At 61.3% G+C, this 22,412-nt stretch carries 24 protein-coding genes; 14 read left to right on the forward strand and 10 right to left on the reverse strand.

The features are described from left to right. Nucleotide 1 precedes the first annotated feature (1 nt). Nucleotides 2-994 (reverse strand): efflux RND transporter periplasmic adaptor subunit, encoded by a 993-nt coding sequence (locus AADA04_RS06565; protein WP_340692450.1) that lies wholly within the window; start codon nucleotides 992-994, stop codon nucleotides 2-4. Beyond that, on the reverse strand, nucleotides 981-1,340 hold the full coding sequence (locus AADA04_RS06570) for a rhodanese-like domain-containing protein (RefSeq protein ID WP_340692451.1): 360 nt from the start codon (nucleotides 1,338-1,340) through the stop codon (nucleotides 981-983). The genes AADA04_RS06565 and AADA04_RS06570 overlap by 14 nt, the downstream gene beginning before the upstream one ends. 148 nt (nucleotides 1,341-1,488) lie before the next feature. Between AADA04_RS06570 and AADA04_RS06575 the strand changes: the two genes are divergently transcribed. The 8 genes from AADA04_RS06575 (at nucleotide 1,489) to AADA04_RS06610 (ending at nucleotide 8,974) form a co-directional block, all read left to right on the forward strand. Further along, nucleotides 1,489-2,763 (forward strand): FAD/NAD(P)-binding oxidoreductase, encoded by a 1,275-nt coding sequence (locus AADA04_RS06575; protein ID WP_340692452.1) that lies wholly within the window; start codon nucleotides 1,489-1,491, stop codon nucleotides 2,761-2,763. 12 nt (nucleotides 2,764-2,775) lie between these two features. Beyond that, nucleotides 2,776-3,231, forward strand: coding sequence for a thioredoxin family protein (locus AADA04_RS06580; protein WP_340692453.1), 456 nt, complete (start codon nucleotides 2,776-2,778; stop codon nucleotides 3,229-3,231). A 33-nt stretch (nucleotides 3,232-3,264) separates the two neighbouring features. Further along, nucleotides 3,265-3,468, forward strand: coding sequence for a DUF2892 domain-containing protein (locus tag AADA04_RS06585; RefSeq protein ID WP_340692454.1), 204 nt, complete (start codon nucleotides 3,265-3,267; stop codon nucleotides 3,466-3,468). A gap of 224 nt (nucleotides 3,469-3,692) precedes the next feature. Next, entirely contained in the window at nucleotides 3,693-5,120 is a 1,428-nt protein-coding gene (locus AADA04_RS06590; RefSeq protein WP_340692455.1) for a circularly permuted type 2 ATP-grasp protein, read from the forward strand. 4 nt (nucleotides 5,121-5,124) lie between these two features. Next, on the forward strand, nucleotides 5,125-6,066 hold the full coding sequence (locus AADA04_RS06595; protein WP_340692456.1) for an alpha-E domain-containing protein: 942 nt from the start codon (nucleotides 5,125-5,127) through the stop codon (nucleotides 6,064-6,066). Nucleotides 6,067-6,069: 3 nt separating this feature from the next. Then, nucleotides 6,070-6,867, forward strand: a complete 798-nt coding sequence (locus AADA04_RS06600; RefSeq protein ID WP_340692457.1) for a transglutaminase family protein — start codon at nucleotides 6,070-6,072, stop codon at nucleotides 6,865-6,867. A gap of 38 nt (nucleotides 6,868-6,905) precedes the next feature. Continuing rightward, on the forward strand, nucleotides 6,906-7,637 hold the full coding sequence (locus AADA04_RS06605) for a proteasome-type protease (protein WP_340692458.1): 732 nt from the start codon (nucleotides 6,906-6,908) through the stop codon (nucleotides 7,635-7,637). A 137-nt stretch (nucleotides 7,638-7,774) separates the two neighbouring features. Continuing rightward, nucleotides 7,775-8,974: a CaiB/BaiF CoA-transferase family protein gene (locus tag AADA04_RS06610; protein WP_340692459.1), complete on the forward strand. Its 1,200-nt coding sequence runs from the start codon at nucleotides 7,775-7,777 to the stop codon at nucleotides 8,972-8,974. Between the two features lie 24 nt (nucleotides 8,975-8,998). Here the strand turns inward: AADA04_RS06610 and AADA04_RS06615 are convergent, their stop codons facing one another. Beyond that, the gene (locus AADA04_RS06615; protein ID WP_340692460.1) at nucleotides 8,999-9,877 is read right to left on the reverse strand and encodes a LysR family transcriptional regulator; all 879 of its coding nucleotides are present in this window, start codon (nucleotides 9,875-9,877) and stop codon (nucleotides 8,999-9,001) included. Between the two features lie 108 nt (nucleotides 9,878-9,985). Here AADA04_RS06615 and AADA04_RS06620 point away from each other — a divergent pair, with 108 nt between their 5' ends. Genes AADA04_RS06620 through mmsB form a run of 3 tightly spaced genes read left to right on the forward strand, consistent with a single transcriptional unit; the run spans nucleotide 9,986 to nucleotide 13,167 of the window. After that, nucleotides 9,986-11,485 carry a CoA-acylating methylmalonate-semialdehyde dehydrogenase gene (locus AADA04_RS06620; RefSeq protein WP_340692461.1) on the forward strand — a complete coding sequence of 500 codons (1,500 nt, stop codon included), beginning with the start codon at nucleotides 9,986-9,988 and terminating at the stop codon, nucleotides 11,483-11,485. Nucleotides 11,486-11,490: 5 nt separating this feature from the next. Next, nucleotides 11,491-12,267 (forward strand): enoyl-CoA hydratase-related protein, encoded by a 777-nt coding sequence (locus tag AADA04_RS06625; RefSeq protein ID WP_340692462.1) that lies wholly within the window; start codon nucleotides 11,491-11,493, stop codon nucleotides 12,265-12,267. A 9-nt stretch (nucleotides 12,268-12,276) separates the two neighbouring features. Further along, nucleotides 12,277-13,167: a 3-hydroxyisobutyrate dehydrogenase gene (gene mmsB / locus AADA04_RS06630; protein ID WP_340692463.1), complete on the forward strand. Its 891-nt coding sequence runs from the start codon at nucleotides 12,277-12,279 to the stop codon at nucleotides 13,165-13,167. On the opposite strand, the gene AADA04_RS06635 is transcribed toward mmsB, so the two are convergent. From AADA04_RS06635 to guaA, 4 genes are all read right to left on the reverse strand, one after another. Next, nucleotides 13,164-13,961, reverse strand: a complete 798-nt coding sequence (locus AADA04_RS06635) for a crotonase/enoyl-CoA hydratase family protein (RefSeq protein WP_340692464.1) — start codon at nucleotides 13,959-13,961, stop codon at nucleotides 13,164-13,166. The genes mmsB and AADA04_RS06635 overlap by 4 nt on opposite strands. 80 nt (nucleotides 13,962-14,041) lie before the next feature. Next, complete coding sequence (locus AADA04_RS06640) at nucleotides 14,042-15,208, reverse strand: acyltransferase (RefSeq protein WP_340692465.1); 1,167 nt, start codon at nucleotides 15,206-15,208, stop codon at nucleotides 14,042-14,044. 102 nt (nucleotides 15,209-15,310) lie between these two features. Next, complete coding sequence (locus AADA04_RS06645; protein ID WP_340692466.1) at nucleotides 15,311-16,105, reverse strand: TIGR03084 family metal-binding protein; 795 nt, start codon at nucleotides 16,103-16,105, stop codon at nucleotides 15,311-15,313. A gap of 5 nt (nucleotides 16,106-16,110) precedes the next feature. Beyond that, a complete protein-coding gene (guaA, locus tag AADA04_RS06650) occupies nucleotides 16,111-17,673 on the reverse strand; it encodes a glutamine-hydrolyzing GMP synthase (RefSeq protein WP_340692467.1) in 1,563 nt (520 codons plus the stop codon). Nucleotides 17,674-17,765: 92 nt separating this feature from the next. Here guaA and AADA04_RS06655 point away from each other — a divergent pair, with 92 nt between their 5' ends. Next, the gene (locus tag AADA04_RS06655; RefSeq protein ID WP_340692468.1) at nucleotides 17,766-18,830 is read left to right on the forward strand and encodes an aspartyl/asparaginyl beta-hydroxylase domain-containing protein; all 1,065 of its coding nucleotides are present in this window, start codon (nucleotides 17,766-17,768) and stop codon (nucleotides 18,828-18,830) included. Here AADA04_RS06655 and AADA04_RS06660 read toward each other — a convergent pair. Next, nucleotides 18,827-20,131: an RsmB/NOP family class I SAM-dependent RNA methyltransferase gene (locus AADA04_RS06660; protein WP_340692469.1), complete on the reverse strand. Its 1,305-nt coding sequence runs from the start codon at nucleotides 20,129-20,131 to the stop codon at nucleotides 18,827-18,829. The two genes, AADA04_RS06655 and AADA04_RS06660, sit on opposite strands and share 4 nt — an antisense overlap. A 120-nt stretch (nucleotides 20,132-20,251) precedes the next feature. On the opposite strand from AADA04_RS06660, the gene AADA04_RS06665 reads away from it, so the two are divergent. Together AADA04_RS06665 and AADA04_RS06670 are read left to right on the forward strand one after the other, a co-directional pair. Beyond that, complete coding sequence (locus tag AADA04_RS06665) at nucleotides 20,252-20,554, forward strand: DUF1330 domain-containing protein (RefSeq protein WP_340692470.1); 303 nt, start codon at nucleotides 20,252-20,254, stop codon at nucleotides 20,552-20,554. Further along, nucleotides 20,541-21,164 (forward strand): GNAT family N-acetyltransferase, encoded by a 624-nt coding sequence (locus AADA04_RS06670; protein WP_340692471.1) that lies wholly within the window; start codon nucleotides 20,541-20,543, stop codon nucleotides 21,162-21,164. The genes AADA04_RS06665 and AADA04_RS06670 overlap by 14 nt, the downstream gene beginning before the upstream one ends. Here the strand turns inward: AADA04_RS06670 and AADA04_RS06675 are convergent. Continuing rightward, nucleotides 21,074-21,382, reverse strand: coding sequence for a hypothetical protein (locus AADA04_RS06675; RefSeq protein ID WP_340692472.1), 309 nt, complete (start codon nucleotides 21,380-21,382; stop codon nucleotides 21,074-21,076). The two genes, AADA04_RS06670 and AADA04_RS06675, sit on opposite strands and share 91 nt — an antisense overlap. Before the next feature lie 432 nt (nucleotides 21,383-21,814). Then, nucleotides 21,815-22,412 (reverse strand): IMP dehydrogenase (locus AADA04_RS06680; RefSeq protein WP_340692473.1); only part of this gene is annotated, 598 nt, incomplete at its 5' end.

The following is a 22,412-nucleotide window of genomic DNA, read 5'->3' on the forward strand; positions in this document are numbered from 1 at the left end:
CCTACTCCGGCTTTTCGATCTGGTCGCCACTTTTCAATCCGGACAGGACTTCATATTGGCCGGCATCATTGGGCAACGGCGCTGACAGGGCCACAGGCGCATCGACAAACCGGTCGCCGACTTTCACGCGGATGAAATCCACGCCGTAGCGTGTCGATACGAAATCTGCAGGCACCAGCATGGCCCGGCGCTCGCCCACCGGGGCAAGCACGTCCACGCGTTCGCCGACCAAAGCCTCCAGTCCGCCCTGCACTGTCGCATCGGCAATCACGGCGCCATCGCGAAGTTCGGGATAGACCTTGATGATCGTCGCGGTTCGTACTTCGCCGCCGCGCGTCGGCAGGCGAAGTGCAACAGTCTCGCCTTCCGCCATTTCAGCCACGTGGCGCTCAGGCAGCGAGAGGCGGACAACGCCTTCAAGTGTCGCGAAACTCGCAATGACGTCACCTGTCGAAACGACCGACCCGACCACGACCTTCACCGAAGTGACTTTCGCATCGACCGGCGCAAGAATGCGTCCTTCGGCTTTCTGGGCAGCAAGCGCCCGGCGCTGGGCTTGGGACGACGCAAGGCTGCGCCTCAGCACATCCAGTGCGGTCTGCTCGCTCTCAAGACGCGCTTTCGGGTAGAAACCCTGTTTTGCCAGGGCTTCTGCCCGGGCGATATCATCTTCGCTCTGCTTTACCTGGGATTTCATACCGGCAATCCCCGAATCCAGCGCCGCCAATTGAGGATCCAGCGTGGCATCAGTGACAAGAGCCACCAAATCCCCTGCCTTCACCACACTCCCCTCGTCGATCAGCAGCTTGCTGACAACGCCTTGCAGGCGCGAGCGGGCGGTCGCCGTGTCACCGGCTTCGACGCGGGCGACGACGGGCCGGTAATCTACGATCACGGACTCTTCCACCGTCATGACCTGGGCCGAGGCCTGAACCGAGAATGCGATACTCGCGACCGTCACACGCAGAAGGTAGAACATGCTAGTAATGACCATGATCGACCACTTGCCCTGTTGCCGGGTCTATCTGGGTACACGGCAGTCCCAGCTGTTTCCATGCTGCGATTCCACCCGCCATGTGGGCAGCCTCCGCGCCAGTCGCAGCCACGAACGCGTCCAGCGCTTTGCGCGAACGTATGCCCGACCCGCACTGGAACACGACCTGGCGCGCGCCATCTGTCGGCAGCCCCTTCGGCTCGAATGTGGACAGTGGCATCAGTAAGGCACCATGGATTCGCTGGTTCGCAAATTCCGCCGGCTCACGGACGTCCACCAAAAGGATGCGACCCGCCTTCAGGCCGTCGCATATGGCGTTTGGCGCAAGATCTTTTGCGTCACTCATGTTTGCCCCTTTTCCTGACATGATTTCGCGCAAGCTGCGCAACATTGGGAAGGATAGTGTCATCGTTATCTGGCCCCTATCCGTATTATTGCGTATTTTATGATCTTCTAAACTAAGAGACCTTTGCTGCAAGATAAAGGAGACGTCAATGGCAAGAGTGGTTGTTCTCGGCGCGGGTCTGGGTGGCGTCATCGCCGCCTACAATATCCGCAAGGAAGTCCCCAAGCAGGACGAAGTCATCGTTATTAACGAGAACAGCTTCTACCAGTTCGTTCCGTCCAATCCTTGGGTCCTCGTCGGCTGGCGGGAGCGCGAAGACATTCTGGTCGACTTGGCGAAGCCGATGAAGAAGCGCCACGTCCAGCTTATTGTTGGTGAAGCAAAAAAGGTCGATCCGGAAGCTAGGGCGGTTCTGATGTCAGATGGGTCCAGCGTCCCCTACGACTATCTCGTCATCGCCACCGGCCCTGAACTGGCATTCGACGATATTGAGGGCTTTGGCCCCGGGGTCGGCTTCACCCAGTCCGTCTGCCATATTGACCACGCCCAGTCCGGTCACGCCGCGTTTGAGGCGCTTTGTGATGAACCTGGCCCAGTGATCGTCGGTGCCGTGCAGGGCGCGTCGTGCTTCGGGCCGGCCTATGAAACGGCGATGATCATCGAAACCGAACTGCGTAAGCGCAAGATTCGCGACCGGGTGCCGATGACGTTCGTGACGTCCGAACCCTATATCGGTCACTTGGGTCTCGACGGTGTCGGCGACACGAAAGGCCTGCTCGAAAGCGAGATGCGTGACCGCCACATCAAGTGGATCACCAATGCGCGGGTCAAGAAAATTGAAGCCACCCGCATGCTGGTTGAAGAGCTCAATGAAGACGGTAGCGTGAAGACCGAGCACGACCTGCCGATGAAATTCTCGATGATGCTTCCGGCCTTTCGCGGCGTTGCGGCCGTAAGAGACATTGAAGGCCTCGTGAACCCCAAGGGCTTCATCATCACCGACAAACACCAGCGTAACCCGAAATACCCGGAAATTTTCGGCATAGGTGTCTGCATTGCCATACCGCCCGTCGGGAAGACAGCTGTACCCGTCGGTGTGCCGAAGACCGGGTTCATGATTGAGTCGATGGTGAACGCTGTTGCGGAAAACCTTGGGGCCCTGCGCAAAGGCAAGGAGCCAACCCATGAAGCGACGTGGAACGCCATATGTATTGCTGATTTCGGCGATGGCGGCGTGGCCTTCATTGCCCAACCGCAGATTCCGCCGCGCAACGTCAACTGGTCTGCGTCGGGCGGCTGGGTCCACACCGCCAAGGTCGCGTTCGAGAAGTATTTCCTGCGCAAGGTTCGCACGGGACACGCCGAAACATTCTATGAAAACGTGGCGCTCAGCCTGTTGAAGACCCACAAGATCAAACACTGAAAGCCTGGTACGATGACAACCTCCCTTGATCCGTCCACGACCCTTGTCTGCCACCAGTGCGGCACCCTGAACCGCGCGCCGCGTGGACGGCCACTATCCGCTGGAAAATGCGGAAGATGCGCAGCATCGCTCGCAACGCCTCACCCGGTTGAAATTGATGGTGCAAGGCTCGCGCGCCTGCAAGCCCATGACACGGGCGCCTTCATTGTCGATGTCTGGGCGCCTTGGTGCGGGCCCTGCAAAATGATGGCACCTGCTTATGATCAGGCGGCGAGCGCCTTTGCTGACCGCGTCCGCCTGTTCAAGCTGAACTCGGACGACAATCAGCCCGCCGCCGCAAGCCTTGGGATACGCGGCGTGCCGACGTTGATCGCCTATCATGACGGCCGTCAGGCTGCTCATCAATCCGGCGCGCAAACAGGACCTGGTCTCACCCGCTGGATCGAGGCCGCCCTGTCGACCGCCTAAACACAATTCAAGTAATCAAGAAGGATAGTTCTTATGAATATTGATCGCGCTGTTTTTGCCTTCGCCGGCATCGTCATCCTCGCCGGACTCGGTCTTGGCTATTGGGTTTCGCCATGGTGGTTCCTGCTGGTCGCTTTCGCAGGCCTCAACTTGTTCCAGGCATCATTCACGGGATTTTGCCCGGCGGCTCTCGTCTTCAAGGCGGTTGGACTGAAGTCCGGATGCGCCTTCAAGTAAGCTGAAGGCAGCCCTCTCGGGGCGGCCAAAGCGCAGTCAGGCTGATTGCGACGCGCCGCAGGCTTGGCGCGTCGAGCGCCGTTTTGACGCCCTGACCAAGCAAATTGGTCGCTTTGTGAGCAGGCATTTCGGAGTTTGCTGAAAACGCATTCAACGGTTGCCACGTCGTCCGCAACAGCATGGCGACCCTTGCAAGTGCTCACAAAGTGGTGCGTTCTGTATTCATGGGCGAAAAACCTGATTTCTTTGACGAAATGCGTCATCCGGACGGATCCGCACGTCAACCCTATGCTCAATACTGCGAGTGGCTGAACTCGGTTAAAACCAGCGACCTCCACAAGAAGTCCCGCGAAGCCGAGAAGTTTTTTCGGCGAACGGGCATCACTTTCAACGTCTATGGCGGCAAGGAAGCCGACGAACGGCTCATCCCGTTCGACCTTGTCCCCCGCATCATAGATGGCAAGGAATGGCGCCTTCTGGCGCGCGGCATCGAACAGCGCGTGAAAGCGATCAACGCCTTTCTCCATGACATCTATCACCGTCAGGAAATCCTCAAGGCTGGACGCATCCCTGAACACCTGATTTCGCAAAACGCCGCCTTCCTGCCCCAGATGATCGGTGTCACGCCTCCCGGAGGCGTCTACACCCACATCGTCGGCACCGATCTGGTGCGTACAGGCGCAGACGATTTTTTCGTCCTCGAAGACAATGCCCGAACGCCGTCCGGCGTGTCGTACATGCTCGAAAATCGCGAGACCATGCTGAAGATGTTCCCGGAACTCTTCTCGCGCATCAAGGTCCAGCCGGTCGGAAACTATCCGACACAGCTTCGCCGCTCGCTCAGCAAGTGCGCACCGACCAAGTGTTCCGGTCGCCCAACGGTCGCGGTACTCACACCCGGGCTGCACAATTCAGCCTATTTCGAACACGCTTTCCTGGCAGACCAGATGGGCGCGGAACTCGTCGAAGGTCACGATCTGCGCGTTGTCGATGGCCGCGTTTCGATGCGGACGACGCAAGGCTACCAGCCAGTCGACGTGCTCTACCGCCGCATCGATGACGACTATATCGATCCGCTGAATTTCAATCGCGACTCCCTGCTCGGCGTACCCGGCATCATGGATGTCTACCGATCAGGCGGCATCACCCTCGCCAACGCGCCCGGCACAGGGATTGCCGACGACAAGGCGATCTATTCCTACATGCCGGAAATCGTCGAGTTCTACACAGGCCAAGCGGCGATTCTGAAGAACGTCCCGACACATCGCTGCTCCGAACCGGACACGCTCAAATACGTGCTCGAGCATCTCGACGAACTCGTCGTCAAGGAAGTGCACGGCTCCGGCGGCTATGGCATGCTGGTGGGCCCTGCCGCGAGCAAGCGCGAATTGGCCGCCTTCCGTGCCAAGCTTGAGGCGAACCCGTCCAATTATATTGCCCAACCGACACTCGCTCTTTCGACAGTCCCCGTCCTGACCCGCGCGGGCCTTGCGCCGCGCCACGTCGACCTCCGGCCATACGTGCTCGTCTCGCCTGACAGTATCGACATCACGCCGGGCGGCCTGACGCGCGTCGCCATGAAGGCCGGTTCGCTCGTGGTCAATTCCAGCCAGGGCGGCGGGACCAAGGACACTTGGGTGCTGGAGGAATGACCCGATGCTAGGCAAGACCGCAGGCGGACTATTCTGGCTATCGCGTTTTCTCGAGCGCAGCGAAAACACCGCGCGCCTCGTCGAAGCGGGCTTTCGCATGGCGCTGACGCGGGCGGCGTCAGGCGAAGACGAATGGGCGTCGGTCCTCACCACCGTCGGGTGCCGCGATGCCTATCTCGCCAGGCACGAAACCGTCACGCCGAACAATGCGGTCGATTACCTGCTGCGTGACAAGACCAACCCGATGAGCGTCTACTCGGTCATGCAGATGGCGCGCGACAATGCCCGGGCCACACGCACGGCGCTGACGCGGGAAGTCTGGGAAGCCGTCAATGATGGCTGGATGCTGTCGCAGGACATGCTGAAGCGGCCAGTGTCCCAAAGCGAACTTCCAGCTGTGCTGTCCAGCATCCGCCAGCAAAGCGCGCTCGTGCGCGGCGCACTGCAGGGTACGATGCTTCGTAATGACATTTTCAGTTTCTCCCGGATCGGGGCGTTGATCGAACGGGCTGACAATACAGCGCGCATCCTCGACGTAAAATACTATGTCCTCCTCCCGACCGGCGCGCCGGTGGGCTCCTCACTCGACAATGTCCAATGGGAAATGATCCTCCGGTCAGCCTCCGCCGACCGTTCGTTCCACTGGCTCAACCCCGGCAACGCAAACCCGAAAACGATCGCGGAATTCCTCATCCTCGACGCCCGCATGCCCCGCTCGCTGGCGTTCTGCTATGATGAGCTGATTGCCTGCCTCGCCAACCTCGAAAACGACTATGGCGACCGCCGTCCCAGCCACGACCTGGCATCCGCGCTTGAAGCAGGCCTCACCGGGCGATCGATCGACGACATCATTGAATCCGGCCTCCACGAATTCATTCGCGAGTTCTTGCGGGACAATGCGGCGCTCGCCTCCCAGATCGAAACAGATTACAGGTTTTACGAATAATCCATGCGACTGCTTATCAGCCACAAGACGCACTATTCCTATGACCAGCCCGTGCCTTACGGACTGCAGCAGATCCGGCTGACTCCGAAATCCTGTGCCATGCAATCGATCGAAAGCTGGACAATCGAAATCGAAGGTGGTCGCGAAGAATGCGCCTTTGACGACCAGCACGGAAACCGGGTGCAACTAATCGGGCTCGATGCCGGCCAGCAGGAAATATCCATCACCTGTTCCGGCACCGTCGACACGTTACCCACGAACGGCGTTGTCGGACCGCATTCGGGTTTCGCGCCCCTCTGGTACTACAAGCGCCATACGCCGCTTACTCAGCCGGGCAAGCTGATCCGCAAGCTCGCGGCCGATATGCCCGATAACCCGGACCAGATACGGCGCCTGCACGACCTGTCGGCCACCATCCGTGAAGCCATCGCCTATGAAACCGACCGCACGGATTCCGGAACGACGGCCGAAGAGGCCCTCAAGGTTGGCCATGGCGTCTGCCAGGACCATGCCCACACCTTTGTCAGCGCCGCACGGCTGCTCGACATCCCGGCGCGCTATGTCAGCGGATACCTGATGATGGACGACCGCATTCAGCAGGAGGCAAGCCATGCCTGGGCCGAAGCCTATGTGGCAGATGTCGGCTGGATCGGCTTTGATGTGTCGAACGTCATTTCGCCCGATGAACGCTATGTCCGGGTTGCCACGGGGCTAGACTATGACGAAGCCGCGCCGATTTCCGGAATCGTGTTTGGTGGCGCCGCTGAATCGCTGCTTGTCTCCTTGCAGGTCCAGCAGTAACGCTGGATGAAATCGCCGAAAACCAGGACAAGATTTGCATGACCTACTGCGTCGCGCTTCGCCTCGATCAGGGCCTTCTCTTCATGTCGGATACCCGGACAAATGCCGGCGTCGACAATATATCGACATTCCGGAAGATGTTCACATGGTCGGTCGAGGGTGACCGGGTCATCACCATCATGACGGCCGGCAATCTCGCCACGACACAGGCCGTGGTCAGCTTGCTCAATGAACGCTCCGTCATTCCAGCCGACCGCAAGCAGACCCTGCTGGCGGCGCCGACCATGTTCCAGGTCGCCCGGCTCGTGGGGGATACGCTGAAGGAAGTAATCCACACCCAGGCCGAAGAAGGCCAGACCGCCGAAAGCACGTTCGGCGCGACAATGATCGTCGGGGGCCAGATCCGGGGCATGGAGCCCCGCCTCTTCCTGGTCTATCCCGAAGGCAATTTCATCGAGGCCAGCGACGAGACTCCCTTCTTCCAGGCCGGAGAAACCAAGTACGGTCGCCCCATCATCCTGCGCGCCTTCGATACGGCCATGAGCTTCGAGGACGCAATCAAGCTGCTCTACGTCTCGTTCGACTCGACCCTGAAGGCCAATCTGGCTGTCGGCATGCCGCTCGACCTGCACGCCTACAGGATCGACACCTTCGAGACCGGCATCCAGCGCCGGATACCGTCCGACGATCCCTACTTTCACGCGATCTCATCGGACTGGGGCAATGCGCTCAAACAGGCCATCGACAAATTGCCCGACTTCACCTTCTGAATGCATTGACCCGGATGGAATTCCGGCGCTTGTCGCGAGGTCAACAGGGCCGTGCGATCGCCCCTCCCCTTCCCTTTTGAGCGTCCAGCGTCCAAACCTCGTCCAAGAATATTAGGAACAAGGTCAGAGGTCCAGGAATGCTCGAAGGTCTGAAAGTCATTGAATACGCCACCTATATGGCAGCGCCGGGTGCCGGGTGCATCCTCTCTGACTGGGGCGCTGATGTGATCAAGATCGAACCCCCGGGCGGCGATCCGATCCGCAACTTCTTCCGCACCATCGGCACGGACTACCAGGACAATCCGGTCTTTGACTTCGACAATCGCGGCAAGAAATCCATAGTCGTCGACACGACCACGCCGGAAGGCCAGGAAATCGTCCGCAAGCTTGCAGCCGACGCCGACGTCTTCCTCACCAATGTCCGCCCCGGTGGCCTCACCCGGTCCGGCATGGACCATGAGAGCCTACGCAGCCTCAACCCGAAACTCGTCTATTGTTCGCTGACCGGCTATGGCCTCGAAGGCCCGGATGCTGACCGCCCCGGTTTCGACATTGCCAGTTTCTGGAGCCGTACAGGCGTCGCCCGGCTGACCATTCCCAAAGGCCAGGACCCTTTCGCGCTTCGCACGGCGTTTGGTGACCACACGACATCCATGTCGGCAGCGGCTGGCATCTGCGCTGCGCTCGTCGAAGCCCAGCGCACCGGCAAGGGCCGCCTCGTCGAAGCCTCCCTGTTTCGCACCGGCCTCTATGCGATGGGCTCCGATTTCGCGATCCAGCTCTTCTTCGGACGCATCGCGTCGACCAAGGGACGGACCGAACAGATTGTCCCGATTTCGAATTTCTACAAGACAAGCGACGATCACTGGATCTGCATCGTGGCCCGTCAGGGCGATGTCGACTGGGTTCCCATGTGCAAGGTGATCGATCGCGAGGACCTCGCCGAAGATCCGCGCTACGTCACAGCAAAAGGGCGTCGCCAGCATATGGAAGACGTCGTCGCGCTCATCGACGAAGGCTTTGCCAAATATACGCGCGAGGAAATTTCCGCACGCCTCGATGCCAATGCGATTGCCTGGGCTCCGGTCCAGACACTGGCCGACGTGGCGCAGGATCCGCAGGCATTCGCCTCCGGTGCGATCGTCCAGACACCGAGCGCCAAGGGCGACGGATCAACCTACCCTGCCCCGGCCTCACCCGTCAGGTTCCCCGGCGCCGACGATGGCCCCAAGGGACCGTCGCCAAAAATGGGCGAACACACGAAAGAGGTACTCGCATCACTCGGAATCTCCGAGGCGGAGATCAAGGCCATGTACGACGCTTCGGTTGTTGCCTGATCTCGTTTCGCATCAAACGGCTCATCAAAACTCGGCCTGCCGCATTTTGACGAGCCTTGCGAGATAGTCTGAAAGCACCTTGATACGCGCCAGTCCGGCGACGTCCTCATGGATCGCCAGCCAGAACGACCGCTTCACATCGATCTCGGCCTGCAGGATCGGGACGAGATCGGCGTGACGGTTCGCAATGAACTTCGGCAGGATGCACAGCCCCGATCCTGCCCGGGTCATTTCCATCTGCGCGATGATGCTCGGGCTCGACAATCCGGGATGCAGGCCCGGCAGCACATCATCGAAATAGCGCAACTGCGGCGAATAGATGAGGTCGTCGACATAGCCAATCAGCTTGTGATCACTCAGCGCGTCAACTGTTGCAATCGGTCCGCGCGCCGCGAGATAGTCCTTGCTCGCATAAAGCTGCAGCGCATAGTCGGTCAGCTTGCGCACCTTCATACGGCCGGCTTTCGGGCGCGTCAGCAGCACCGACATATCGGCCTCGCGCTTCGGCACGCTCACCAGGCCCGACAGCGAGATCAGGTCAATCTCGATCCCCGGCCACTCATTGACGAATTCCGACAGCGCCGGCGCGATGAAGGCCGTGCCGAATCCTTCCGTCACGCCCAGCCGCACCTTCCCCACCAGAGATCGTTCGCCGTCTCCGGTGTCACCAATGCCCAGCGTGATCGCCTCAATGGCTTCGGCCCGTTGGGCCAGCGCTTCGCCTTCCGGCGTCAGGACATGCCCGCGCCGCGTCCGCTCGAACAATGTCTGGCCGACATCGGATTCCAGCCGCCGCAGACGCCGGCTGAGCGTGGTCGGATCCTGATGCAGCACAGCGCCCGCCAGATCGAGCTTCTGCTGGCGGCTCACCACGAGGAATAGCTTCAGGTCGTCCCAATTCATTTTACGTTACCTGCAAAAACACAGGTATAAGCTGCATTTATCTTCATTTACCAGAAGAAACACTGGTCTTAAACTGGTGGAAAATGGCAATCAAAGGGATCCCTGCCCATGCGTGACGTTCATCATTTCATCGATGGCAAACAGGTCGTCGGCAAGTCCGGCCGCTTCGGCGACATCTACAATCCCAACACTGGCGAAGTGCAGGCGCGGGTCCAGCTTGCGACCGAGGCCGAACTCGGCGCCGCCGTCGCCAGCGCCAAGGCCGCCTTCCCGGCCTGGTCGATGATGAACCCCCAGCGCCGCGCCCGCGTCATGTTCGAGTTCAAGCGCCTGCTTGAAGCCAATATCAACGATCTCGCCGAGCTGCTCTCCTCCGAGCATGGCAAGGTCGTCGCCGACTCCAAGGGCGACGTTCAGCGCGGCATCGACGTCGTCGAGTTTGCCTGCGGTATCCCCCACCTGCAGAAGGGCGAGTATACCGAAGGCGCCGGTCCCGGCATCGACGTCTATTCCATGCGCCAGCCGCTCGGCGTCGTCGCCGGCATCACGCCATTCAACTTTCCCGCCATGATCCCCTGCTGGATGTCGGCTGTCGCCATCGCCTGCGGCAACACCTTCATCCTCAAGCCGTCCGAGAAAGACCCGTCGGTCCCGCTGCGCCTCGCCGAGCTGTTCCTCGAGGCCGGCGCCCCGGCAGGCGTCCTCAACTGCGTCCATGGCGACAAGGTCTCGGTCGACGCCATCCTCACGCATCCCGATATCAAGGCTGTCAGCTTCGTTGGTTCCTCCGATATCGCCCAATACGTCTATTCAACCGGCACGGCCCACGGCAAGCGCGTCCAGGCCATGGGCGGCGCCAAGAACCACGGCATCATCATGCCGGACTGCAACATGGAACAGGCCGTGAAAGACATTGTCGGCGCGGCCTATGGCTCAGCTGGTGAGCGCTGCATGGCCCTGCCGGTGGCCGTCACAGTCGGCAAGAAGACCGGCGACGAATTCGTTGAGCGCATGCTGGAAGCCGCACGCGGTCTCACAGTTGGAATCTCGACAGGCACGGACGCCCATTACGGCCCCGTCGTCTCCGCCGCCCACAAGGCCAAGATTGAGTCCTACATCCAGATGGGTATCGACGAAGGCGCTGACCTGTTGATGGATGGCCGCGGCCACACGCTGCAGGGACACGAGAACGGCTTCTTTGTCGGCCCAAGCCTGTTCGACAATGTGAAACCACACATGCAGTCCTACAAGGAAGAGATCTTCGGTCCCGTGTTGCAGGTCGTGCGGGCCGAAACGCTGGAAGAAGCCGCCGGACTCGCATCCGACCACCAATATGGCAATGGCTGCGCCATCTTCACCTCAAACGGCCGGGCCGCGCGCGAGTTCGCCGCTCAGGTCAATGTCGGCATGGTCGGCGTCAACGTGCCGATCCCGGTGCCGGTCTCCTACCACACGTTCGGCGGCTGGAAGCGGTCGGCATTTGGCGATACCAACCAGCACGGCCCCGAAGGCGTGCGATTCTGGACGAAGATCAAAACGGTCACCCAGCGCTGGCCCGAAGGCGACGACATCGGCGACCAGGCCTTCATCATTCCAACCATGGGTTAAGCAATATGGCGAACTACAACACGATCACTTTCGAGCATGGAAATCGCGTCGCGCTCGTGACCCTGAACCGGCCTGAAAGCCTCAACGCGCTCAATGCCGAGACGATGGCCGAGATCGCCGCCCTGTTTGCTGAAATCGACCGCAACCCGGAGATCGCTGTCACCGTCCTCACCGGTGAAGGCCGTGCCTTCGCCGCTGGCGCCGACATCAAGGAGATGCAGCCGCAGGGTTTCTCCGACATGTATATGGAAGACTATTTCGCCGGCTGGGACCGGTTCGCTGCCAGTCGCAAGCCGGTCATCGCGGCGGTCAACGGCTTCGCCCTCGGCGGCGGTTGCGAGCTCGCGCTGATGTGCGACCTGATCATCGCGTCCGACAAGGCCAAATTCGGCCAACCCGAGATCAAGCTCGGCGTCACGCCCGGCATGGGTGGCTCAATCCGCCTCACCAAGGCCGTCGGCAAGGCCAAGGCCATGGACATGGTCCTCACTGGCCGCATGATCGATGGCACTGAAGCGGATCGCATCGGCCTCGTCTCCCGCGTCGTCCCGCACGACACGCTGATGGAAGAAGCCATGAAAGCCGCGAAGGAAATCGCGTCTTATTCCCTGCCGTCGCTTATGGCCGCCAAGGAGATGGTCGGACGCGCCCTCGAACTGCCAACGACAGAAGGCGTCCGCTTCGAACGCCGCCTGTTTCAGGGCCTGTTCGGCACAGCAGACCAGAAGGAAGGCATGGCTGCCTTCACCGAGAAACGCCCGCCAGACTTCAAGGACCGCTAGGAAAACATCATGACACGCATCGCTTTCATTGGCCTCGGCAACATGGGCGCCGGCATGTGCGCCAATCTCGCAAAAGCAGGCCATCAGGTCTGCGCCTTTGACCTCAACAAGGAGGCCGTTGCCAAAGCGGAAGCATCCGGCGCCAAAGGCGCTGCCAGCGTCGCCGAAGCGGTCAGCGATGCCGAAGTCGTCGTCTCCATGCTCCCCGCCGGCAAACACGTCCTCAGCGTCTATTTCGGCACCGATGGCGTTGCCGCGCATGCGCCCAAGGGCACGCTTTTCCTCGACTGCTCCACCATCGCCGTCGAAGACGCACGTGAGGCATCACGCCAAGCGGAGGCCGCTGGCTTCACCATGGTCGACGCGCCCGTGTCCGGCGGCACAGCAGGTGCCGAGGCCGGCACGCTCACCTTCATGTGCGGCGGGCCAGATGACGGCTTTGCCCGCGCCAGGCCATTGCTCGAAAAAATGGGCAAGAACGTCTTCCACGCCGGTGGCAGCGGAAACGGTCAGGTCGCCAAGATCGCCAACAACATGTTGCTGGGCATCTCGATGATCGGCACCGCCGAGGCCTTCAACCTCGCCGACAAACTCGGCCTCGACGCGCAGACATTCTTCGACATCGCATCGACAGCCTCCGGCCAGTGCTGGTCCATGACCTCTTACTGCCCAGCGCCCGGCCCTGTTCCCACATCGCCTGCCAACCGCGACTACCAGCCCGGCTTTGCTGTTGCGATGATGCTGAAGGACCTCCACCTCGCCGCCGAAGCGGCCAAGGCGTCAGGCGCCGACATTCGCCTCGGCGAAATGGCCGAGGCGATCTATGCCAAGCTGGACGAAAAAGGCTTTGGCGGCCTCGACTTTTCCGGCGTCATCAAGGACGTGCGCGGCGAAATCTAGCGGCCCTTGAACTCGGGCTTGCGCTTCTCGAGGATCGCGTTGACGCCCTCGATATGGTCCTCGGTCTCGTGCATCAGCGCCTGCGCAGCGGCCGACATTTCCATGATCGTGTCATAGGACGCGGTATTGGCCTGACGCATCAGCGTCTTGGCGAGGCGCAGCGCCTGTGGCGGTTGGCCGGCGATGCGTTCGGCCAGATTCATCGCTTCGCCCATCAGCTCGTCCGCCGGATAGATCTCGGACACAAGGCCCCATTCCTTCGCCGTCGCCGCATCGATCACGTCGCCGGTGAACAGCAATTGCGCTGCCCGTGACGCACCGATCAGGCGTGGCAACAGCCACGCGCCACCATCGCCGGGGATCAGGCCCAGCTTCAGGAAGGTCACACCCAGTTTGGCATGGTCCGCCGCCAGCCTTATGTCCGCCATGCAGGCCACATCACAGCCAAGGCCGATGGCCGGGCCATTGATGGCCGAAATCAGCGGCACTTCCATATTATACAGCGACCGCACGATCACGTGGATATTGTCGCGGTATCCGCCGCGCACGTCGTACGGTTTGCCGCCGAACGCGCCGGAACGCTCTTTCATCGCCTTGACGTCTCCGCCCGCAGAGAAGGCGCGCCCCGCCCCTGTCAGCACGGCACATCGGATTGATTTGTCAGCCACGACTTCGGCGCAAACTGCCGCCACGGCCGGCCCGTCGCCTGCCTGCCCCAGCGCATTCATCATGTCCGGCCGGTTCAGCGTCATGATCGCTATGGGGCCGCGCTTTTCGAGAAGGAGGATCGACATGTCTTTTGTCCCTGACTGTGTTGCTTTACCCGCTGTGCTGGCAGGCAGAAGGCGATTTGTCCACCGCTCCCTCAGGGGCATCAGGCCCTGTTCAGGAATTTCATGCGGTTGATACGCTGGCGCAGGAAGCGTCCGACCGGCTTCTCGATCAGCAAATGGGTCGCCAGTCCCACGGCGATACAAAGCACCAGCATCACGATCACAAAGACCAGGTCGGATGGAAACAGCCCGAATTTGAGGCGGGCCCGTTCGCCAATATCGACCAGCGGCTTGTGGATCAGGTAAAATGCGAACGATGCCTCGCCCAACAGCACGGCAATACGTGACGAGAAGAATCGGATCGGAAGAGACGACCCGTCAAGAAACGACACGAGAAGCAGGGCAACAAAAGGCGTGTAGTAGAAATGGTACAATAGCGGTTCCGCCACGTACCGGGCGCCGAAATACATCGCCGCCAGCAATAGCGGGATTGTGACATATGACAGCGCTGACGCCCGGAACTTCCCCGTACGCCAGAGATCGAAGATGATCATGCCCAGCAGGAATTCGTCGAGCCGGAACAGCGGGAAGATGTAGAACATCCATTCCGCCAGCGGCAGGTTGCCGCCAACGTTCAGGGTCGGAATATAGGTGTAGACAAGCACCATCGCCGACGCGACCAGCGCGACCAGCCCGCCATACAGCCACAGCTTCTGCCGCGAACCGAGCATCACCAATCCGATAAAGGCTGTATAGAAGAACATCTCGTTCGACAGCGACCAGGACGGGCCGTTATAGGCATAGTGCCAGTCCGTCGATGGCACCCAGCTCTGCAGGAACAGGAGGTTCACGCCATAATTCGGCAGGTTCAGCCAGCCTTTCCAGATCAGGAACGCGGCAAACGGAAGTCCGGTCAGGAAGTGCAAAGGCCACAGCCGGGCGAAGCGCAGCGCAAAGTACTTGGCCCTTGATATGTCACCGCTCCGCAGCCGCCAGCCATACGAATAGCTGATCACAAATCCCGACAGCACGAAAAAGAAGCTGACGCCAATTGATCCCTGTTGCGCCATCTTGCCGACGATGTTCCAGGAATTTTCCCATTTGAAATGGCTCATGAACACGAGCAGGGCCGCAAAGAACCGCAGGCCCGTCAGTTGATCAATACGCGCACCGTCCCGCGCCGTTACGGCAACGGTCTGCGTCTGATCCCTGAAAGGCGCAACAAGTCGCGCCCATACCGGTTTCTTGCCTGTACGCTCTGCATCCATGACGATGACTTAACAGCAATCTTCAAGAACGCGCCAACACTTGCATGTATTATGCGAATTCTTCACGCACCGGGGGATAATTCACGCCTTGTTTCGCGCCGATTATAGATCCAGCGTCTTGCGCATGCCAGGCGCAGGCGGCGTCTCGGGCTTGCCGGCGAAACATTGCGCGAAACCCATCCACTGCGTGGCAATCGGGCCCGTCACAACGAGGCGCGTATCGGCCACATTCCGCGTCTGGGTCACGACCTGGCAGAACTCTTCCGCGGAGCCTTCAATGCGGTTGGTCCCGCCCGCTTCGCCATAGGCCCACACCTCGCCGGAGGGCGCCGTCAGCACAACGTGCGGCATGGGCTCCGGTATGTCGAGCTTGCGGTTCTTGAACGTCCAGCCAAACGTATTGATCCCGAGCACGACGATATTGCGAATGCGGTCCGCATTCTGACGCACGACGCCGAGCTGGTCATAGATTTCCTGCCCGTGCGCCCACGTCTCCATCAGCCGCGCCGTGATCGACGAACGCGCACTCATGTCGGGCCCGACCCATTTCAGGCGCGCCTTGGGGTCCGCCGACTCGTAGGCTTTCGCTGTCGCTTCGGCTTGGGCAATCCACAGCGCCAGCAGCGCCTGCCCGACCGCATTGTCCACATGCGCCGCCTCGACCGGCCGCATGCCGCCCGCGCGCGCAATCGCATCCATCTGGGCGACCAGGACCGACTCGTCATTCAGCTGCAGCCACGCCATCCAGTTCCAGTAATGGAGGTGGCGCAGCACGTCATTGAAGGTCCACGCCTTGAACGCGGTCGCCTGCCCGAAGGCGGAATCGTCCAGCGGTGCCAGCAGCGCGTGCAGCGCCTTGCTCTCATCCAGGAAATCCTGTGCCTGCGGCATGCTCATCGCGGTCACTCCCACTCAATCGTGCCGGGCGGCTTGCTGGTCACATCATAGACGACCCGGTTGACGCCCTTCACCTCATTGATGATCCGCGTCGCGACCCGGCCGAGGAAAGCATGTTCGAACGGATAGTAATCCGCCGTCATGCCGTCCGTAGACGTCACCGCACGCAGGGCCAGCACGGCCTCATAGGTGCGCACGTCGCCCATCACGCCAACCGTATTCACCGGCAGCAACACGCTGAACGCCTGCCAGATTTCATCGTACAGGCCGGCCTTCTTGATCTCGTCGATATAGATCAGGTCCGCCTTGCGCAGCGTATCGGCCTTCTCGCGCGTGATCTCGCCGGGAATGCGGATCGCAAGGCCCGGCCCCGGGAACGGATGGCGTCCGACAAAGGCTTCCGGCAGCCCCAGCTCGCGGCCCAGCGCCCGCACTTCGTCCTTGAACAATTCGCGTAGCGGTTCGACCAGCTGCATGTTCATGCGTTCCGGCAGGCCGCCGACATTGTGGTGGCTCTTGATCGTCACGCTTGGTCCGCCAAGCGCCGAGACGCTCTCGATCACGTCCGGATACAGCGTGCCCTGCGCCAGGAAATCCGCCCCGCCGATCTTCTTCGCCTCGGCCTCGAACACGTCGATGAACAGGCCGCCAATGATCTTGCGCTTGCGCTCAGGGTCCGACACGCCAGCCAGCTTGCCAAGGAAAAGATCCGACGCATCCACATGCACCAGCGGGATATTGTAATGCTCGCGGAACAGGCTCACGACCTCTTCGCTCTCATTGGCGCGCATCAGGCCGTGGTCGACATAGACGCATGTCAGTTGCTCGCCGATCGCCTCATGGATCAGCACGGCCGCGACTGACGAATCCACGCCGCCCGACAGGCCGCAAATGACCTTTCCCTTGCCGACCTGCGTCCGGATCTTCTCGACCGCCTCGGCCCGGTAAGCTGCCATTGTCCAGTCGCCCTTCAGGCCGGCCACGCCATGCGTGAAATTGCGCAATATCTGCGCGCCATGCGTCGTATGCACGACTTCCGGGTGGAATTGCGTGCCGTAGAAATTTCGCTCCGGGTCCGCGATGATCGCATAGGGCGCGCCCGGCGACTTGGCGATCACGCCAAAGCCGGGCGCCATCTCGGCGACATGGTCGCCATGGCTCATCCAGACCTGTTCATGCTCGCCGCTGTCCAGCAGGCCTTCCAGGAACGGATCGTCCACGACCTTCTCGATGAAGGCCCGGCCAAACTCTCGGCTGGTACCGCCCTCCACCTTGCCGCCCAGCTGGTGCATCATCACCTGCTGGCCGTAACAGATGCCGAGCACCGGGATACCGGCTTCGAAGATGGCCATGTCGGCCATGGGCGCATTGTCCGAATACACACTCGAGGGTCCGCCTGACAGGATTATCGCCTGCGGGTCATAGGATTCAAGAAAGGCCTTATCGACCTTGTTGAACGGGTGGATTTCGCAATAGACGCCGCTTTCGCGCAGGCGCCGGGCGATCAATTGCGTCACCTGGCTGCCGAAGTCGACGATAAGGGCGCGTTCGTGTCTTTGCTCTGTCATGGCGCCGCTTAGCCGAACCGAAGGGATTCGTCCACATCCCCTGTACGCACCTGCGTATTGACGCAGCGCCCCGCATCCGGCCAAGTCGCCCCATGACCAACACGCTCACACTCGACGCCCGCAAGCAGGCTGCCTTCAACCACGCCCGCAACGGCCAGTTTGTCGAAGCCGAAACCGCGCTGCAATCCATCCTGCAGGAATCCCCGCGAGACCTTGGCGCCCTCCTCCTCCTCGGCGACGTCCAGCACACCGCCGGCAAGACACAGGACGCCAGCCGGGCCTATGGCGGTGCCATGCAGGTCGCGCAGATGCAGGGCGGTCCCATACCGGACGCCTTCAAGCCCGGCCTCCAGCGCGCCGCCGCACGCCTCGGCGAATATGCGGCCGGGTACGAAGCCTTCATCGCCGCGCAGATTCCGCCTGCATCCCGCTCGCCGCGGTTCGACCAGTCGGTCGATATCCTGCTCGGCAAGGCGCAGATTCATCTCCAGCAGCCAACAAAATACTATTTCCCCGAACTCCCGCAGATCCAGTTTTATGACCGGACCGATTTCGACTGGGCCCCGGCCCTCGAAGCGCAAACGCCCGCCATCCAGCAGGAATTGCGTGCCGTGCTCGCCGACCATGCTGCCTTCCGGCCCTATCTCGAACGCGACGAACGCAAGCCCCACGTCAAAAGCCACGACCTTGTCGGCAATGACGATTGGAGCGCCTTCTACCTCTGGAAAGACGGCGCCCGCGTCGAGGAAAATTGCGCCCGCTGCCCGGTGACGGCGGCGGCGTTCGAAAACCTGCCACTGGATTACCTGCCCGGACAGGCACCGTCGGTACTGTTCTCGCTGCTGAAACCCGGCGCAGCCATCCCGCCGCATCACGGCCTCATCAACACACGCCTGATCTGCCACCTGCCCCTTCTGGTGCCCGGCCCGGCCTGGCTCCGTGTCGGCAACCAGACGCATCACTGGACCGAAGGTGAAATCGTCATCTTTGACGACAGCATCGAACACGAGGCAAAGAACGAAGCCGACCAGACGCGGGTCGTCCTCCTTTTCGACATCTGGCGTCCGGAACTCTCGCTTCAGGAACGCGCGGAAGTCACCAAACTCCTCGGTGCCATCGCGCAATATTCCGGAGAGGCCGTCATCAGCGGCAACTAGGCCCGGCGCAGCACCGCAAAGAAGAACCCGTCCGTGCTGGCACGGTGCGGTGTCAGGCGCACGCTGCCTGTCGGCATGCGGAAGCGCTGAACCACGTTCGCGCCCTCATCCGTCAGCAGGCCCGAGGCAATCGCCGCGTCGGCTGCGTCCTCTTCAGTAAACTCCGGATGGGCTTCCAGGAATTCCGCCACCCGGTCCTCGTCCTCTTCCATCAGGAAGGAACAGGTCGCGTAGACCATCCGTCCGCCCGGCTTCACAAAGGCGGCCGCGCTGGCAAGGATATCCGTCTGCTCGGCCATACGCTTTTGCATCTGGCCCAGCTTGATCCGCCATTTCGAATCCGGCCGGCGCCGCCATGTGCCGGTCCCCGTGCAAGGGGCGTCGACGAACACGCAATCCATCAGCCCGGTCAGCGTCTCCAGCTGCACCGGCTCGCTCGGGTGCACCAGTTGCACATTGGTCGCGCCCGACCGTTTCAGGCGCGGGATCAGCGCGCTGAGGCGCTTGCCGTCAATGTCATAGGCAAAGATCTGCCCCTTGCCCTTCATCTGGGAGGCCAGCGCAATCGTCTTGCCGCCGCCACCGGAACAATAGTCCAGCACCTGTTCGCCCGGCTGGGCGTTCGCCGCCGCTGCCGCGATCTGGCTGCCCGCATCCTGGACTTCCACCCAGCCCTTGGAATAGGCCGGAATGCTCTCAAGGCTCGCTTCGCGCTCGCTCGGGTCCTTCGCCGGAATATGGAAGGCATTGTGCAGCAGGCGCGACGGTTCCGCATCGGCGCTCTTCAGCGGAAAGGCCGCCTTCTCGGCGTCCACTTTCAGCGTATTGACGCGCAGGTCGACATCGGCCCGCACCGCCATGGCCTGCGTCTCGGCAGCCACATCATCGCCAAAGACGCGCGCCATCATCGGCGTCATCCATTCGGGGAAATCGCCCTGGACATGCAGGGGCGCAGCCGGGTCTGCCTCGCCAGTCAGGCGCGCGCGCTCGTCCGGCGTCAGCGCCTCGGGGCCGTGCTCATCGGCTACTGCCGCGTCGATCTGGTCCAGATCCCAGCCCCAGGCAAAGCCCAGCGTGCCCAGCACCAGCGCGCGAGGGCTTGTGTCATCCATGCGATAGGCAACTGAATTGCGTTTGCGCAGCGCGTCCAGCACCAGGCCGGACACCATCGCCCGGTCCTTGCTGCCCGCATAGCGCGCGCTCTTGCCCCAGTCGCGCATGGCTGTCTTGACCGGCTGGTGCCGCTCCAGCACGTCCGTCAAAACCTCGATTGCTGCGCTGATCCGACCGCCATTCCGCATGTGTCACCCTTTTTTCATCGTCTGCTGGACGCTTTACGCGCGCTTCACTAACAAGGAAACAAATAGACACTGCATATTGTGTAATCTTACACTGAGGTCTTACCGCATAGAGGAGCCGTCGTGGCCGTCTACATCGTCGCCCAGATCACGATTTCGGACAGGGAAACCTACGGAAAATACGAGCAGGGCTTCATGGACGTCTTCAACCGCTATGACGGTCGCCTCCTGTCCGTCGACGAAAACGCGCATGTCCTGGAAGGCGACTGGAGCTGCACCCGTACCGTCCTCGCCGAATTTCCCAGCAAGGAGATCGCGCTGGAATGGTACCACTGCACCGAATACCAGGCCCTTGCCTCCCATCGTCACAAAGGGGCGACCAGCAAGGTTGCCCTGCTCGAGGGATTCCCCGGTGCCCCCCGCTGAAAGGCATCTGATGGAACTGGACCTGCCAACCGGCGTCCGCGCTGCAACCCCGGCCGACTGGCGACAACTCGGCGATATCACTGCCGAAGCCTTCTTCGAAGATCCGGTCAACGAATGGATTTTCGGCAGGTCGCGCGCCATCCAGTCCGCTTTCACCGTACTGGCGCGGGACGTCTATTCTAAACGCGGGCAATGCTATCTGGCTGGCGATGGCGGCGCGGCCATGTGGTGCACATCGGAGACCAATCGCAACCTGCCGACCCTGTCCATGCTCGCGCTGGCGGCCGGCGTTGCCCGCTGGGGGACGAAGGGCGCGGTCAAACGCGCGATCACGGCGGGCGAGGCAATGGACGCCAATCATCCGGATGAGCCGCACATGTATCTGTTTACGATTGGCACACGCAAATCGGCGCGCGGCCAGGGCGTCGGCAAGGCGCTGATCCGGCCCATGCTCGCCGCTTGCGACGAGGCCCGCCTGCCCGCCTATCTCGAGAACTCAAATCCCGCCAATACCGGCTTCTATGTGAGCCACGGTTTCGAGCGGATGAAATTGTTCGAAGTCGGCGACAACTCTCCGGCGCTTGAAGCGATGTGGCGATCACCGCGCTGAGCGCGCCGTTTGCGCCAGGTCCAGTCCGGATACTTTTTGAGCAGCGCACGTGCGTCCTGCTCGTCCAGGATGGCTGTCCTCAGCCCGGCCATGGCGCATTCGCTCTTGGCCAGCCGTTCGGTCATGCCGAACGTCTCGTCAATCCAGACGACTTTCTTCAACTCGCCCTTGGCATTGTAGCCAAATGCGGCACGCGCTTCATGTCTTCGGCAGCCCATCGGATATTCTCCTTTGTGTCGCGACGCGCCCACCCATCAAATTCCCGGGATGGAACGCCGTGCCAGACCGCCGCAAGTCCGACGCCATACCCCGTATTTTTACGTAAGTTTCATCTGTGAGGGGATTTAAAAACGGCAAACAGCCCTCAATTCGCGCATATGGAGAACACGCGTCACCGAAAACAGGAACCGAGCCCAAAACTAGCCCCCAGGACCCGCGCCCGAATGCAGGTCGCCAACACACTCGCCGCACAGGCTCAAACCGGCGCCTGGTCGAGGATGATGCGATAACAGGGCACGCTCTCCAAGGAGCTCATCCTGAGCGAAGTCGAAGGACGAGGTCCGTGCGCGTGGATCAGAATTGCCGCGTTTTCCTGCCAAACGAAACGCGGTCCACAAAACCAAATGCAGTCGCTTTCGGTTTGGTGAAAACTACCCCCGGCTCACCGAATAGTTCGGCGACTCGCGCGTCATCATCACGTCGTGCACATGGCTTTCCTGCAGGCCCGCACCGGTGATCTGCACGAACTCGGCCTTCTTGTGCAGCTCGTCGATATCCTTGGCGCCGACATAGCCCATCGCAGCGCGCAGGCCGCCAACCATCTGGTGCAGGATCGGACCGACCGGCCCCTTGAACGGCACCTGGCCCTCAATGCCTTCCGGCACCAGCTTGTCGGCGGCTGCATCCTTCTGGAAATAGCGGTCTGCCGAGCCACGAGCCATCGCACCGAGGCTGCCCATGCCGCGATACGCCTTGTAGCTGCGCCCCTGGTACAGGAACACTTCGCCGGGCGCTTCTTCGGTGCCGGCAAACATGCTGCCCATCATCGCGGTGGCTGCGCCGGCGGCCAGCGCCTTGGCAAAGTCGCCCGAGAACTTGATGCCGCCATCGGCAATGATCGGGATGCCGGATTTCTGCGCCGCATTCGCGCACTGCTCAATCGCCGTCAGCTGCGGCACGCCGACGCCCGCCACGATCCGCGTCGTACAGATCGAGCCTGGCCCGATCCCGACTTTCACGGCGTCCGCA

Origin of the sequence: Hyphomonas sp. (assembly GCF_037969335.1) — a bacterium.
Classification (GTDB): Bacteria; Pseudomonadota; Alphaproteobacteria; order Caulobacterales; family Hyphomonadaceae; genus Hyphomonas.

What these genes read in the sequence shown, in the direction of transcription:
- AADA04_RS06640 (WP_340692465.1), bottom strand. Translation starts at nt 15,208, where the DNA reads ATGGATGCAGAGCGTACAGGCAAGAAACCGGTATGGGCGCGACTTGTT.
- AADA04_RS06620 (WP_340692461.1), top strand. Translation starts at nt 9,986, where the DNA reads ATGCGTGACGTTCATCATTTCATCGATGGCAAACAGGTCGTCGGCAAG.
- AADA04_RS06590 (WP_340692455.1), top strand. Translation starts at nt 3,693, where the DNA reads ATGGGCGAAAAACCTGATTTCTTTGACGAAATGCGTCATCCGGACGGA.
- AADA04_RS06655 (WP_340692468.1), top strand. Translation starts at nt 17,766, where the DNA reads ATGACCAACACGCTCACACTCGACGCCCGCAAGCAGGCTGCCTTCAAC.
- AADA04_RS06625 (WP_340692462.1), top strand. Translation starts at nt 11,491, where the DNA reads ATGGCGAACTACAACACGATCACTTTCGAGCATGGAAATCGCGTCGCG.
- AADA04_RS06660 (WP_340692469.1), bottom strand. Translation starts at nt 20,131, where the DNA reads ATGCGGAATGGCGGTCGGATCAGCGCAGCAATCGAGGTTTTGACGGAC.
- AADA04_RS06565 (WP_340692450.1), bottom strand. Translation starts at nt 994, where the DNA reads ATGGTCATTACTAGCATGTTCTACCTTCTGCGTGTGACGGTCGCGAGT.
- AADA04_RS06615 (WP_340692460.1), bottom strand. Translation starts at nt 9,877, where the DNA reads ATGAATTGGGACGACCTGAAGCTATTCCTCGTGGTGAGCCGCCAGCAG.
- AADA04_RS06610 (WP_340692459.1), top strand. Translation starts at nt 7,775, where the DNA reads ATGCTCGAAGGTCTGAAAGTCATTGAATACGCCACCTATATGGCAGCG.
- AADA04_RS06605 (WP_340692458.1), top strand. Translation starts at nt 6,906, where the DNA reads ATGACCTACTGCGTCGCGCTTCGCCTCGATCAGGGCCTTCTCTTCATG.
- AADA04_RS06570 (WP_340692451.1), bottom strand. Translation starts at nt 1,340, where the DNA reads ATGAGTGACGCAAAAGATCTTGCGCCAAACGCCATATGCGACGGCCTG.
- AADA04_RS06645 (WP_340692466.1), bottom strand. Translation starts at nt 16,105, where the DNA reads ATGAGCATGCCGCAGGCACAGGATTTCCTGGATGAGAGCAAGGCGCTG.
- AADA04_RS06585 (WP_340692454.1), top strand. Translation starts at nt 3,265, where the DNA reads ATGAATATTGATCGCGCTGTTTTTGCCTTCGCCGGCATCGTCATCCTC.
- AADA04_RS06580 (WP_340692453.1), top strand. Translation starts at nt 2,776, where the DNA reads ATGACAACCTCCCTTGATCCGTCCACGACCCTTGTCTGCCACCAGTGC.
- AADA04_RS06600 (WP_340692457.1), top strand. Translation starts at nt 6,070, where the DNA reads ATGCGACTGCTTATCAGCCACAAGACGCACTATTCCTATGACCAGCCC.
- AADA04_RS06635 (WP_340692464.1), bottom strand. Translation starts at nt 13,961, where the DNA reads ATGTCGATCCTCCTTCTCGAAAAGCGCGGCCCCATAGCGATCATGACG.
- AADA04_RS06595 (WP_340692456.1), top strand. Translation starts at nt 5,125, where the DNA reads ATGCTAGGCAAGACCGCAGGCGGACTATTCTGGCTATCGCGTTTTCTC.
- AADA04_RS06675 (WP_340692472.1), bottom strand. Translation starts at nt 21,382, where the DNA reads ATGGGCTGCCGAAGACATGAAGCGCGTGCCGCATTTGGCTACAATGCC.
- guaA (WP_340692467.1), bottom strand. Translation starts at nt 17,673, where the DNA reads ATGACAGAGCAAAGACACGAACGCGCCCTTATCGTCGACTTCGGCAGC.
- mmsB (WP_340692463.1), top strand. Translation starts at nt 12,277, where the DNA reads ATGACACGCATCGCTTTCATTGGCCTCGGCAACATGGGCGCCGGCATG.
- AADA04_RS06575 (WP_340692452.1), top strand. Translation starts at nt 1,489, where the DNA reads ATGGCAAGAGTGGTTGTTCTCGGCGCGGGTCTGGGTGGCGTCATCGCC.